This is a genomic window from Protofrankia sp. CiP1_Cm_nod3, from assembly GCF_982290655.1.
On the sequence record NZ_CEVIVD010000043.1, the window covers coordinates 23,899 to 35,853 of the forward strand.

At 71.1% G+C, this 11,955-nt stretch carries 13 protein-coding genes; 5 read left to right on the plus strand and 8 right to left on the minus strand.

Translation table 11 applies throughout. The features are described from left to right. Nucleotides 1-1,651: lytic transglycosylase domain-containing protein (locus tag AC5LUJ_RS10885; protein WP_493464875.1), on the plus strand; the 1,651-nt coding region annotated here is incomplete at its 5' end. A 61-nt stretch (nt 1,652-1,712) separates the two neighbouring features. Here the strand turns inward: AC5LUJ_RS10885 and AC5LUJ_RS10890 are convergent. Then, on the minus strand, nt 1,713-2,363 hold the full coding sequence (locus AC5LUJ_RS10890) for a phosphoribosyltransferase (protein ID WP_493464876.1): 651 nt from the start codon (nt 2,361-2,363) through the stop codon (nt 1,713-1,715). Nucleotides 2,364-2,509: 146 nt separating this feature from the next. After that, nucleotides 2,510-3,313, minus strand: a complete 804-nt coding sequence (locus AC5LUJ_RS10895) for a DUF1918 domain-containing protein (RefSeq protein ID WP_493464877.1) — start codon at nt 3,311-3,313, stop codon at nt 2,510-2,512. Between the two features lie 856 nt (nt 3,314-4,169). Between AC5LUJ_RS10895 and AC5LUJ_RS10900 the strand changes: the two genes are divergently transcribed. Beyond that, the gene (locus tag AC5LUJ_RS10900; protein WP_250280944.1) at nt 4,170-4,592 is read left to right on the plus strand and encodes a DUF2795 domain-containing protein; all 423 of its coding nucleotides are present in this window, start codon (nt 4,170-4,172) and stop codon (nt 4,590-4,592) included. A 251-nt stretch (nt 4,593-4,843) separates the two neighbouring features. Here the strand turns inward: AC5LUJ_RS10900 and AC5LUJ_RS10905 are convergent, their stop codons facing one another. Continuing rightward, nucleotides 4,844-5,086 (minus strand): acyl carrier protein, encoded by a 243-nt coding sequence (locus AC5LUJ_RS10905; protein WP_250280942.1) that lies wholly within the window; start codon nt 5,084-5,086, stop codon nt 4,844-4,846. Nucleotides 5,087-5,558: 472 nt separating this feature from the next. On the opposite strand from AC5LUJ_RS10905, the gene AC5LUJ_RS10910 reads away from it, so the two are divergent. Then, the gene (locus tag AC5LUJ_RS10910; RefSeq protein ID WP_493464878.1) at nt 5,559-6,512 is read left to right on the plus strand and encodes a beta/alpha barrel domain-containing protein; all 954 of its coding nucleotides are present in this window, start codon (nt 5,559-5,561) and stop codon (nt 6,510-6,512) included. 115 nt (nt 6,513-6,627) lie between these two features. On the opposite strand, the gene AC5LUJ_RS10915 is transcribed toward AC5LUJ_RS10910, so the two are convergent. Further along, nucleotides 6,628-7,563: a M48 family metallopeptidase gene (locus tag AC5LUJ_RS10915; RefSeq protein WP_250280939.1), complete on the minus strand. Its 936-nt coding sequence runs from the start codon at nt 7,561-7,563 to the stop codon at nt 6,628-6,630. A gap of 298 nt (nt 7,564-7,861) precedes the next feature. Next, entirely contained in the window at nt 7,862-8,050 is a 189-nt protein-coding gene (locus AC5LUJ_RS10920) for a hypothetical protein (RefSeq protein WP_250280938.1), read from the minus strand. 97 nt (nt 8,051-8,147) lie between these two features. Here AC5LUJ_RS10920 and AC5LUJ_RS10925 point away from each other — a divergent pair, with 97 nt between their 5' ends. Both AC5LUJ_RS10925 and AC5LUJ_RS10930 read left to right on the plus strand, forming a co-directional pair. Continuing rightward, nucleotides 8,148-8,285, plus strand: a complete 138-nt coding sequence (locus tag AC5LUJ_RS10925) for a hypothetical protein (RefSeq protein ID WP_250280937.1) — start codon at nt 8,148-8,150, stop codon at nt 8,283-8,285. Further along, nucleotides 8,282-8,755: a hypothetical protein gene (locus tag AC5LUJ_RS10930; protein ID WP_493464879.1), complete on the plus strand. Its 474-nt coding sequence runs from the start codon at nt 8,282-8,284 to the stop codon at nt 8,753-8,755. Before AC5LUJ_RS10925 ends, AC5LUJ_RS10930 begins: the two co-directional genes overlap by 4 nt. Here the strand turns inward: AC5LUJ_RS10930 and AC5LUJ_RS10935 are convergent. The 3 genes from AC5LUJ_RS10935 to AC5LUJ_RS10945 all read right to left on the minus strand — a co-directional run bounded on the left by AC5LUJ_RS10935 (nt 8,740) and on the right by AC5LUJ_RS10945 (nt 11,800). Beyond that, nucleotides 8,740-9,540, minus strand: a complete 801-nt coding sequence (locus AC5LUJ_RS10935) for an N-acetylmuramoyl-L-alanine amidase (RefSeq protein ID WP_493464880.1) — start codon at nt 9,538-9,540, stop codon at nt 8,740-8,742. The genes AC5LUJ_RS10930 and AC5LUJ_RS10935 overlap by 16 nt on opposite strands. A 128-nt stretch (nt 9,541-9,668) precedes the next feature. Continuing rightward, on the minus strand, nt 9,669-10,607 hold the full coding sequence (locus tag AC5LUJ_RS10940; protein ID WP_250289784.1) for an HpcH/HpaI aldolase/citrate lyase family protein: 939 nt from the start codon (nt 10,605-10,607) through the stop codon (nt 9,669-9,671). After that, nucleotides 10,604-11,800, minus strand: a complete 1,197-nt coding sequence (locus tag AC5LUJ_RS10945; RefSeq protein WP_250289783.1) for an HpcH/HpaI aldolase/citrate lyase family protein — start codon at nt 11,798-11,800, stop codon at nt 10,604-10,606. The genes AC5LUJ_RS10940 and AC5LUJ_RS10945 overlap by 4 nt, the downstream gene beginning before the upstream one ends. Between the last annotated feature and the right edge of the window lie 155 nt (nt 11,801-11,955).

The following is an 11,955-nucleotide window of genomic DNA, read 5'->3' on the forward strand; positions in this document are numbered from 1 at the left end:
CCCGGGCGGCGGCTCCGGCGGCTCCGGCGGGGCGGGCGGTGGCACCGCGCCGGGCACGCAGAGCCTGGCCACGGCCGTGGCCGCCGGGGCGGGCGGGGCCGTCACACTCACCGCTGGTGACAAAGGCATACCGGAACGAGTACTGGCCGCCTACCGCAGAGCGACCGAACGAATGGCGGCCGGACGGCCCAGCTGCCACCTGACCTGGCCCCTGCTGGCCGGAATCGGCAGGGTGGAATCGGGGCACGGCGCCGGCCGCGCCATCAGCCCCGCCGGTACCGTCACCCCGTCGATCATCGGGCTCCCCCTGGACGGCGCGGGCGGACGCGCGCGTGTCACCGACACCGACAACGGCAGATGGGACGGTGACACGGTCTTCGACCGGGCCATCGGGCCGATGCAGTTCATCCCGTCCTCCTGGACGAGATCCGGCAGCGACGGCAACGGCGACGGCCAGCGCGACCCGAACAACATCGACGACGCCGCCCTCGCCGCCGCCGGCTACCTCTGCGCCTACAACCGCGATCTGAGCGACCCCGCGCAGTTACGGGCAGCGATCCTCGCCTACAACCCGTCCGGTGACTACGCCCGTGCCGTGCTCGCCTGGATGACCGGTTACGCCAGCGGCGGGGCAGTTCCCCTGCCCGCCCCGGCGCCGTCCCAGGCGCGTCCCGGCGGCAGCACACCCGCGGCCCCGGCACCGCCCCCAGCAGCCGCGGCACCCGCGGCACCCATACCGCCCGCGGCACTCACGGCATCCATACCGCCCGCGGTGCCCGCGCCGGCGGGCACGCCCGCCGCGATCACGGTCACCCCACGGCCCGAAGCGGACGCGACGCCCGCCCCGGCACCGTCCGCGAGCTGCCCAACGATCACCATTGTGGCGGGCTCGCTGGCCGCGGCGCCCGCCGACCTCGACCCGGCCGTCACCGGCTATGACGCCCTCGACATCACCGGCGTCCTGAGCACGGCCGGTGCCCCGGCCGGCGGGGCACCGGTCAGCATCCCGATCAACGCGACGCTGTTCGACAGCCACGGACACCTGATCACCAGCGCCCGCAGCACAGTGATCGCGGACGCCCGTGGCGGCACGCCGGCACGGTGGCGGCTCGCCCGTTTCAGCGGGCACGACATCGGCGAGGCGGGCGCGGCCGGCGCGCTCACCGCCCGTCTCGCCCCCGAGCCCGCGAACACCGGCTGCGCGGCGCAACCCGCCACCGCCTTCGACGTCACCGGCCTGAACGCCGCGGACTTCGCCGGCTGGCACACCAGCCCGGCGTCCCTGCGCGACCGGCTGGCGCGCTACAGCCAGCTGGGCCAGGTCGACGCGCCTACCACCGCCGCGCTGGACGCGCTGATCCCCCGCACCGTCACCGGCCCCGGAATGCTCACGCCCTTCCTCGGCCGGCTTGCTGACGCCTCATCCGTCGAGGTCAGCGACGAAGCACGCAGCAGGATCACAAGCATTGCACAACGTCTGAACAATCCGCCAGCACAGACCGCCCCACCCACGCCCACGCTTGATCCAGCGCCAGCACCCACGTCCGGTCCGCCGTCCGCCCCGGCACCCGCACCGGTCGGCAGCGCTCCCGCGACCGCGCCGGCCCCAGCGGCATCCGAGCCGGCCAGCACCCCGGCCGCGGCAGCATGAGACACCCGCGCCCCGCGAATGACGATCACTGGCTGGTGGCCCATGGGAGACCACCCGGCTGTCATCTCGCGGTCACGGAACGGCGCAGAAGCTCACGGACCTCGTCATCGGTCGTCTGGGAGAAATCCGCATAGTACTGACCGACGGAGAAGAATGTCGACGGAGTGCGCAGGCAGAGCACACCGTCGGCGACGAGCCTCAGCTGCCGGCACGCCCGCTCCGAGGCCACGGGAACAGCCGCCACCACCTGCGCCGGCCCACGTCGGCGGACGGCCTCGACGGCGGCGTACATCGTGGCACCGGTGGCCATCCCATCGTCGATCAGCAGGACCACGCGGCCGGTGACGTCGAGCGCGTCCCGGCCGATACGGTAGGCATCCTCCCGGCGGGCAAGCTCACGGCGCTCGGCGGCCACGGCATCGGTGACCGCCTTCTCCCCGATGCCCAGGCTGTGGATCACCTGATCGTTGCGGACGAGCGTCCCGCCGCCGGCCAGCGCGCCCATCGCAAGCTCGGCGTGCCCGGGCGCCCCGAGCTTGCGCACCGGAAAGACGTCCAGCCCCGCACCCAGCCGTTGCGCCACCTCGAAGGCGACCGGCGCACCGCCTCGTGGCAGCGCCAGGACGACGACATCGTCACGGCCGGCGTACGCGGCCAGCTGCCCGGCCAGGGCGCGGCCCGCCGCCGGCCGGTCGGCGAACAGAGGGTCCACCCGCCACCTCCGTCTCAGAGCGACCGTACCGGGACGTCACGGATGGCATCCGGTAGCGGCAGCCGGCCACCTACCGGTCGCCACTGGCTCCCAGCCGCCTACCGGCTGCCATCGTCCACTACTGGCCACTGTCCGCTACCAGTCAGCTACCGTTGCCCGTTGCCGGCCCGCTCGCCGGTGGCCGCCGTCGCCGCCTCGGCACGCGGACGCACCTCCGCGTCCGGGCCCGGATAGGTGAAACTGACATGGTCGGAGTCGGACCAGCTGACCAGGAATGGCGGGTCGCCCGAGGGGGAACGCACCTCCAGGATCTCGCCGGACCGTTCCGGCCGGCCCAGCGTCCGCCCGTGGATGACCAGGGTGTCACCGGGGTGGGCCCGCACCAGCCGGCGGGACGCGATCACCCCGCTGTCGGCGTAGGTGCCGCCCCTCCCGGCGCCGGTCCCGGCGTAGGTGCCGCCGTTGTCGGCATGGGCGGCGCCGTCACCGGCACGGACGGCCCCGCCCGCGCCCACCGGCGTCCTGCGGTGCCGGGCGATGACCTCCCGGGCGAGGGGGCGTACCACGTCCTCGATCCGCCGCGCGTCACGGATGAGGAGATCGTCGATGGAGAGGACCCCCACGACCCGGCCGCCGTCGAGGACGGGCAGCCGCCGCAGCGCGTGATCGCGAAATACCTCGTACGCGCGGTCGATCTCCACGTCAGCGGGCAGGGTGAAGACCTCCGTCGTCATCAGACGGTCAATGGATGCCTCCATCGGGACGCCACGAGCAACCCCCCGCAACACAATGTCACGATCGGTGACAATACCGACCAAGTGGTCACGATCGTCCATGACGAGAAGAGCACCCACGCCGTGGATGTCCATCTCATGGGCCGCTTCCCCGATCGTCCTGTACCGCCGTACCGTCACCGGCGGCACACTGGTCACGCTGAGTACGTTCGCCATCGAGGCTCACCTCCCGGACCGCACGCCTTCCCAGGCCACAGGCCCGTGATCCCGGTTCGCGGGCCCGCGTGGGGCATGCCGTTCCTCCGCTTCCTCTCCGCTTCCCTGTCTTCTCCACTTCCTCGTCGTCTTCTCCACTTCCCCGTCCAGCGTGCCCGGCACACCCGCACAGCCGCTCTTTCGGACGGAACCGGAGACCGGGCGACCGTGATCCCCGCGGCGGGGATCCGCTGGGCCGCTCCGGGAACGACCGGGGCCCGGGCGGCCCGCGACCGGCCCGGTTCCCGGCGCCCCGGGCCCCTCTCCAGGTACCTGGACGGTTCGGGATGCCATGGACGGTTCGAGATGCCATGTCCGTGGAAGGTGGCAGGAGTCGGCCGGCATGGCGACCAGCCGCGGCCGCCCCGCCGTATCCCGATCATCGACCGTTTCGTTCCACGGAGGGCGTATCATGATCTTAGTTGTCGCGCGCGGCGGCCCGTCCTCCGCACGGCCGGCCTCTTCCCGGCCGGCATCCGGCCAGCCCAGCGCCCGGCCCGGGCCCGCGGCCACCGACCTGCCACCGTCTCCCGGCCCGACACCGTCTCCCGGCCCGACACCGACGCCCGGCCCGACACCGACGCCCGGCCCGGACGTCCCGCAGCCCGGCCCAGGGCCCGCCCCGCCGGACCCTGGGCCCGATCTGCCCGGTCCGGACCCTGGGCCCGATCTGCCCGGTCCCGGTCCCGGTCCTGACCTCCCACCGCCCGGCCCCGGCATCCTCCCGCCGGAGCAGTGGCCCGCCTCCCGGCACGGACCGGGGCGGCCGTAACGCGGGAAGCGCCCGAGAAACACGATCAACAACAGGAGCACGAAGATGTCGATGCAGCGCGGCAGCACCAAGCACGGCCCCGCCAAGGACGACAACCTCGCCCATGAGGTGTACGGGATCGTGCGGGCGCGACGGGACACGCGCACCGAGGAATGGCGCTCCGCGGAACCTCCCGGCGAGGATCAGCCCCAGGTGGCGGTGATCCCGGAACGGCCGGAGAACAAGGCCGCCACCAGCACGGACACCGCCGCGGCGGTCGAGGCCCGCTCCGAGCTCGCCCGGTGGTTCGACCGCCACGACTTCCCCGCCCGAGCCGCCCAGCTCGCCTACACGCTGCGTGTCCGTAACGCTCCGGAACAGCTCGTCGAGAGACTTGCCGCCCGCCCCAAGCGGGAACAGTACGACTCGTTCGGTGATCTGTGGCGGGCCCTGCACGGCGGCGCGGACGTCGAGACCGTGCGCTTCTGATCCCAGCGCTGATCCCAGCGCTTCTAAGGATCCCGCCGATGCCTCCCTTCGACTCTCGGGCCTCGGGCCTCGGCGCCCGCATGGGTCTCGGGCGCCGGGCCGGAGCTCCCGCCAGGTCGGCGCCCGCGGGTCGGCTCCGGCCGCTGGCCCGGGGCTCCGGACGAACGCGGCCTACCGCGCGGAACGGCCCCGCACGCTCCCGACGATCTCTCAGCCCCTCAGGCGATCTCTCAGCCCCTCAGTGGAGCCCCTCAGCGGACGATCGAGCCGGCCGGCGCGTGGCCGGACAGCCGGGACAGATAACGATGGCACGCGACCGCGCGCTCGGCATCCTGTTCCAGGACGGCCCGGAAGAAGCTGGCTATCTCCGGCTGTCCCTCCGCATCCGCATCACGGATGAACTGTTCGTATTCACGGCTCCCCTTGAGGGCGTGATACTGCACCGAGATCAGGTCGTGGACGACGTCACTGAATCCTGTTCCACCAGTCGCCATCGTCAGCCTTCTTCCTGCGTCGGTCGTATATTTTCCCGGTAGCACTTTCCTGGTGTCGGCCTCCGCCGCCGGACGCCACGACCGGTGGCGCCGGTGGATGCCGATGAGCACCGGTGACGCCGATGAGCACCGATGACGCTGGCCGGTGCCGGGCCGCCGCAGCGCGATGCGGCCGACCCTGTCTTCTTCGGCAGCCGTCAGGGAGGCCAAACGTGGGCCGGTGCCGAATACCGGCCACGAACAGAAACAGGACGAGGACAGAACGTGCGGAACGGTTGACGGGCGATCCGGCCCGGAGACGCCCCGGAGACGCCCCGCACGCAGCGCCGGCCCGGCGGAAACGCCCGGCACACGACACGGTGGATACATCCGGCCATAACGCCCCTGACCCACGCGCCGCGGCCAGGAACAGGAATTCGATACTGTCTCCTGGAGAAGGCGAACCACACCGGAAACACGGATCTCGGGAAGGGTGGCCGTGGCAGCGCTGTGCGGAGTCGAACTTGAGCATCCGCTGATGAACGCCGCGGGCACGTGCAAGAGCCTGGACGAGGTGAGCGTGCTCGCCCGCAGCGCCGTGTCCGCCGTCGTCGTCGGCTCCATCACCCTGCGGCCGCGCACCGGGAACGGCGGCAACGTCTACTACCCCGGGGATTTCTTCTCGCTCAACGCGCTCGGCCTGCCCAATCCGGGGCTTGCGTACTACCGTGAGCACCTGCCCGCCATGATCTCGATGGCGCATGCCGCCGGTAAACCACTCGTCGTGAGCATCGCCGGATTCAGCGAGGCCGAGTACGCCGTCGTCGCCCATGACGTGGCGCTCGCCGGCGTCGACATCATCGAGCTCAACCTGGCCTGCCCGAACGTCTGGGACGACGGCCGGCAGAAACGCATCGCGTGTTTCGACAACGACCGGACCGAGGCGATCTGCGCCCAGGTGAGCCAGGCGCTCACCACGGCCGCGGCCACCTCCACCGCCGCCGGCGACAGTGCGGATCGACAACCACCGCCCTTCGGCATAAAGATCTCCCCGTTCTCGGACCCGGCCGGGCTGGCCGCACTGGCCGGCCTGGTGGCGAGGCTGTCCGGCACACCGCAAGGCCCGCGGTTCGTCTGCGCGGTCAACACCTTCCCGAACGCCTTCGTCCTGGACGAGGCGAACCGGCCGGTGATCGACGTCGAACTGGCCGGGCTCGCGGGTGCCGCGCTGCGGCCCGTGGCGCTCGGCCAGGTACGCCAGCTGCGGCGGCTGCTGCCGGAGACGGTCGAGCTGATCGGCGCGGGCGGGGTGTCCCGCGGCCGCGACATCGCCGACTTCCTGTGCGCCGGCGCGACGGCGGTACAGGCCGCCACCGCCTTCTGGAACCGTAACGGCGACGCCGGCGTCTTCGGCGACATCCTCACCGACTACGTCGATCTGTTCTGAGAAGCCGATCCGCTCCAGACGAAATGCCGCCGGCCGGACCAAGGTGTCGGGCCCCACCGGGGCACGGTCCTGACAGATACGGGACCATCACGGATGATGCTGGCGGTCCAACAAACTACCGCTGGTAGCGGTCTAGGCTGTTCACGCCGTCCGTCGGCTGAGTAGGGACGGCCGTGGTGCCGTACCGCGCGAGGACAACACCGGGCTGGCCACTCATGATCCACTCATCGAAGCGGCGGGCGCGCTCAACCAGGAGCGGGTGATCACCGCCAATACGGAGCTGGAAACGGTGGAAACGGGAAATGTTGCTCGCGCTGGCAAGGTCATCGAGGTGACGCGCCTGCTCGAGGAAGGCGGTGGTGTCCATCTGGTCGGTCTGGACACCACCGGCGATCTTCATCATCATCCCGACACAGGCGTGCAGGTCCTGGGTGGTCAGCATCGCGGCGCGGTCGGCGGTGAACTCGGAAGCCCGGTCGTAGCTCTTGAGCGCCGCGCGGACACCTACCCCGACGATGGCCGTCATCGGGTTCGTGCGTCGCAGCCCCGCAGTCGCCGCGCCGGTGAAAACCCGCGCCATCGTCTTGTGGAGGACGTGCCCGCACTTGATGTGCCCGGCCTCGTGGGCGATGACGGCGAGGAGCTCGTCCTCGGACATGGTGTCGACCAGTTCGGTGAACAGCACGATGTAGGGATTGTTGTGCCCCGACGTGTAGGCGTTCGTAGGCCCCTTGCGGACGTAGAGTTCGGGTTCCGGAATGTCGAGGACCGCGCAGGTCTCGCGGAGCAGGCCGTGGACGCGGGGCAGCTGGCGGGGCCCGACCCGCACCCCCGACGCGGTGAGCTCGATGTACTCCTTACGCTCCCAGCCCCACTCGATGAACTTCGCGACCGCCTTGTCGAACCCCGGCACGCGCTTGAGGCTCTGGGCGGCCTGCCGGTCGAGCGGATGGCGAAAAACGTCCGCATCCAGCCCGGTCAGGCGGACGCGTGCTTTCCCACCGCGACCGGCTGACAGCGCGCGAGCCGCGTCGGCTGATTGCGCAAGCATGTCCGGCTTATCCATTGCTCCCCCGTTTTTGTTGTGTCGCGGAGCCGACGGGATCCCAACGGCTACAGGCGGCTCACAAACCGTTGAACGAGGCCCGCGCTGTTACGTCGTCATACCGTGCGACAAGTGTGGCGCCTGAAGGCTACCGGACTGTAGATATATTCGGCGATACTTCGTCCAAGTCCAGCTTGTCATCTATTTGTCGTCCTTCGCGTACGGTCGGCGAGCGCCTGGACGCCCGCACGGCTGGACGCCGGGCCCCGGCGGCTGAACCCGGCGGCGGGCGTGGTGCGGGTCCTCAGGCAACCGGCTGTGCTGGAGCCGCCGGTGCGCGCAACGGCGCGGCCAGGGCTGGACGTTCGCCCCGGGCCGCGACGACGGCCGCAGACAGCACAACCTGCTCGTCGACTGGCCGGATCTCCCGGACGACCAGCGCGCCAGGGCCATCGCGACCATCCGTCACCTGCCAGCCCTCCTGGCCGACCACGGCCTACAGATCCTGCGCCTGCGTTGAGACCGGCGCGGACGGCCGGGATGACGGCAGGGATATTGACCGGCGCGGCGGGGCGAGGGAACGTTGATGTATGTCAAATGTAGGTGAGCCGCTGCGGATCGTCGAGGACGAACCGATCTCCTGGCCGGAGCAGGAGCCGCTGGCCCTGCCCGAACCGGCCGAACCGGCTGAACCGGTCGAAACCGAACCCGTGCCGGCAGGCAGGTGAGCGTCATCGGCTGGCGCCAGTGGGCGGTGGACGGCGCTGGCCGGTTACGCCCGGCATGGACGCCGTGGTCACCGTTCCCGGCCGGCCTGTTGTTGTGGCGCCCCGACGGCCTCACCAAGGCGTTCTGCCTGCGCGGTGCGCGGGACGACCTCGGCGGCCAGATGTCTCAGTCGCCCTTGACACCGCATCCGCGGATGCCGGGCGAGGACTGTGTCTGCGGGTTGTACGCATGGCTGTCGGCACACGAACTTGCCGCGGCGGCCACCCCGAGGTGGACGTCGCGGCCGATCGTCGTCGGCGCGGCCCGCCTCGGCGGCCGCATTGTCGTCAGCGAACGCGGGTACCGGGCACAGCTTGGATATCCGGTGGCCGTTGTCGACCCCGACGGGGTCGTGTCCACCGCTTATCCGGTGGCTCGTTACCGTACCTGGGACGCTCTCGTAGCCGAATGGGATCAGCCGGTGAAATGATCGTTGCGGACGGCAACGAAAGCCTGGTCGGTGACCGGCCCCCAGACCCCGTCCACCCCCACTCCGAGGATGGACTGGATCGTCCGTACCGTCGCGACATATGCCGCCTGCGACAGGGGGCCCCAGGCGCCGTCGACGGCCGCACCGACCGCGGCCTGCTGGGCCCTGGTATGCCGGTTGGCCCGGACCTCGGCGAGCGCCGCGTCGGTGACCGGGCCCCAGGTCCCGTCCGCGACCACGTGCACCGCATGCTGCAGAGCCACCACTTTGGGCTGCACAGGCGACGTCGGGCCTCCCGCGATCTGTGCGGCCCTCGCAATGATCTGATGACGCTGGCCGGTGCGGATACCACCCGGGCAACCCGGATGATTGCCCCAGGCCGCCCTTCCTGCGCTATGAGTAATCAATCCGGACTGGCCGGGCGTGTCCGTCACGGCCAGCGCCCAGCCAAAAGCACGCACACCGTCGGCGTAAGCCACGGCCACGCTCTCGATCTGCTCCGGGGTCAGCGCCTCGGTGTCGAAACCCTCGGTCTCGATCGAATCGTATGTGCTGTTTCCCGCCGCCTGCGCCCACGCCCGGACGTCCGAGGGCACGTACTGCTCACGCTGCCCGGCCTTGCCCACCCATAAGTTCGACGATGCCTGCGATTGCGGATCGTTGAACCAGCCGAACTGGGAGCCGTTGCCCTGTGCGACGTGCAGCACGAGGCCGACCGGATGGATCGTGTCGCCAGCGGTGTTGCGGACCGGCCGATACTGGAAGCCCTGAACGATGTGCGCCACGGCCGTATCTTAAACCCGCGGGCCGGAGTGCTATCAACCAGGTTCCCCCGATTCACGCCCACCGAGCCCACGCCGCCGCCCCTTCCGGTTACCCAATACGCGGTACCGTCAATTCATGGACGTGTCCGCTACCGCGGTGCTGGAGGGGCGGTTCCGCGTTCGAGGGCGGTGACCGCGTCGCTGACGGCGAGGACGCGCTGCGCGTTGCGGACGTGCAGGTTCTCGATCATCCGGCCGTTCACCGTGGCGACGCCGCGGCCGGAGGCCAACGCCTCCTCCCAGGCCGCGAGGATGGTCCTGGACTCCTCGACCTGGGCCTCGGTGGGCGCGAACACCCGGTTGCAGGGCTCGACCTGGCCGGGATGGATCAGTGTCTTGCCGTCGAAGCCCAGCTGCCGGCCCTGGACGCACTCCGCCTCGAAGCCGTCGAGGTCACGGATGTTGTTGAACACCCCGTCCAGGATGGCGATACCGGCGGCCCGGGCGGCGAGCAGGCACAGCCCGAGCCCGGTCAGCAGCGGCGCCCGGCCCGGCACGTGCTCGGCGTGCAGCTCGTTGGCCAGGTCGTTCGTGCCCATGACGAAGACGGCGAGGCGCTGCGAGGAGCGCGCGATCTCCTCGATGCGCAGCATCGCGACCGGGGTCTCGACCATCGCCCAGATCCGGGTGTGATCCGGCGCGCCGGCGGCCTCCAGGCCCTTCTCGACCGCGTGCACGTCCCGCGCGGAGCCGACCTTCGGCACGACCACCGCGTCCGGGCCGGCCTGGGCCGCCGCGCGCAGGTCGTCGGCGTGCCAGCGGGTGTCCAGCGCGTTGACCCGGATGGTCACCTCGCGCCCGCCATAGGCCCCGTCCGCGACCTTCGCGCCGGCCCGCTCCCGGGCGGCGTCCTTGGCGTCCGGGGCGACAGCGTCCTCAAGGTCGAGGATGAGCGCGTCCGCGGGGATTCCCCTGGCCTTCTCCAGCGCCCGCTCGTTCGCGGCCGGCATGTACAGGACCGACCGGCGCGGACGGTAGGCCGCCGAGTCTGCCGAGCCAGCCGTCAGGTCGCCGTTCACGCCGCTCATCGGGCCGCCACCTGCCCGGTGGCGTCGGCCGCGGCGGTGCCGGCGAAGCCGTATGCCTCGGCCAGCCGTGGGTCGCGCGCGGCAAGGGTCCGGGCCAGGTCCAGGACCACCCTGCACTGCTTGACCGAGGCATCGTCCTGCATCTTCCCGTCGACCATCACCGCTCCGGTCCCGTCCCCCATCGTCTCGATGACCTGCCGGGCCCAGGCGACCTCGGCCGGCTCCGGGCTGAAGACCCGCTTCGCGATGTCGATCTGCACCGGATGCAGGCTCCACGCGCCGACGCAGCCGAGCAGGAAGGCGTTGCGGAACTGGTCCTCGCAGGCCACGACGTCCTTGATGTCACCGAACGGCCCGTAGTACGGCAGGATGCCGTTCGCCACGCAGGCGTCCACCATCCGGGCGAGGGTGTAGTGCCACAGGTCCTGCTGGTAGCTCGGGCGCGGCGCGTCCGGGTCGGCCGGGGACGGGTCGGCCCGGACGAGATATCCGGGGTGGCCGCCGCCGACCCGGGTCGTCTTCATCCGCCGGTCGGCGGCGAGGTCCGCGGGCCCGAGCGACAGGCCCTGCATGCGGGGGCTCGCCGCGCCGATCTCCTCGACGTTGGCGACGCCGCGCGCGGTCTCCAGGATCGCGTGGACGAGCAGCGGGCGGGCCAGCCCCGCCTTCGCCTCGAGCTGGGCGAGCAGCCGGTCGACATAGTGGATGTCCTCCGGGCCCTCGACCTTGGGCACCATGATGACGTCCAGCTTGTGGCCGATCGCCGGGACGAGGGTCAGCAGGTCGTCGAGGCCCCACGGCGAGTCGAGGCTGTTCACCCGCGTCCACAGCTGGGTCTCGCCGAACTCCGTCGCCGCGGCGAGCTTCACCAGCCCCTCACGGGCTTCGATCTTGCTGTCGGCCCGGACGCCGTCCTCGAGGTTGCCCAGGACCACGTCGATGCGGGGCAGGATGTCCGGGACCTTCGAGGCCATCTTCGCGTTGCTCGGGTCGAAGAAATGGATCACACGGGAGGGGGCCCGTGGGAGCTCTCGCAGGGGCGCCGGCGCTCCCACCGCGAGCGGGGCGAAGAAGTCCCTCGGGTTACGAGGCATCTGGCTTGTCTCCCGTCGGCTGCTTGTCTCCCGTTGGCGTAGCCGGCCCGGCCACGCGGGCAGCTTGGTCAGTATCCCGGCAGCGGCTCCCACAAGCATCTTGTCCGTGGCACCCGCAATGATCTACCGGTCATGGGAGGCATGGGACGCAGCCGACACACCGCGCGCGGCATACGGAGCGTGCTCACGGGCCACCTCTGATGATCGACTCATGGTGGCGCGGCCGTCCGGTGGCACGACTTCGGGCGCCCAGC

Bases quoted from the DNA above. Each gene is read 5' to 3' on its own strand.
- AC5LUJ_RS10895 (WP_493464877.1), bottom strand. From the start codon at position 3,313: ATGGCGAACGTACTCAGCGTGACCAGTGTGCCGCCGGTGACGGTACGG.
- AC5LUJ_RS10900 (WP_250280944.1), top strand. From the start codon at position 4,170: ATGTCGATGCAGCGCGGCAGCACCAAGCACGGCCCCGCCAAGGACGAC.
- AC5LUJ_RS10905 (WP_250280942.1), bottom strand. From the start codon at position 5,086: ATGGCGACTGGTGGAACAGGATTCAGTGACGTCGTCCACGACCTGATC.
- AC5LUJ_RS10915 (WP_250280939.1), bottom strand. From the start codon at position 7,563: ATGCTTGCGCAATCAGCCGACGCGGCTCGCGCGCTGTCAGCCGGTCGC.
- AC5LUJ_RS10925 (WP_250280937.1), top strand. From the start codon at position 8,148: ATGTCAAATGTAGGTGAGCCGCTGCGGATCGTCGAGGACGAACCGATC.
- AC5LUJ_RS10940 (WP_250289784.1), bottom strand. From the start codon at position 10,607: ATGAGCGGCGTGAACGGCGACCTGACGGCTGGCTCGGCAGACTCGGCG.
- AC5LUJ_RS10945 (WP_250289783.1), bottom strand. From the start codon at position 11,800: ATGCTTGTGGGAGCCGCTGCCGGGATACTGACCAAGCTGCCCGCGTGG.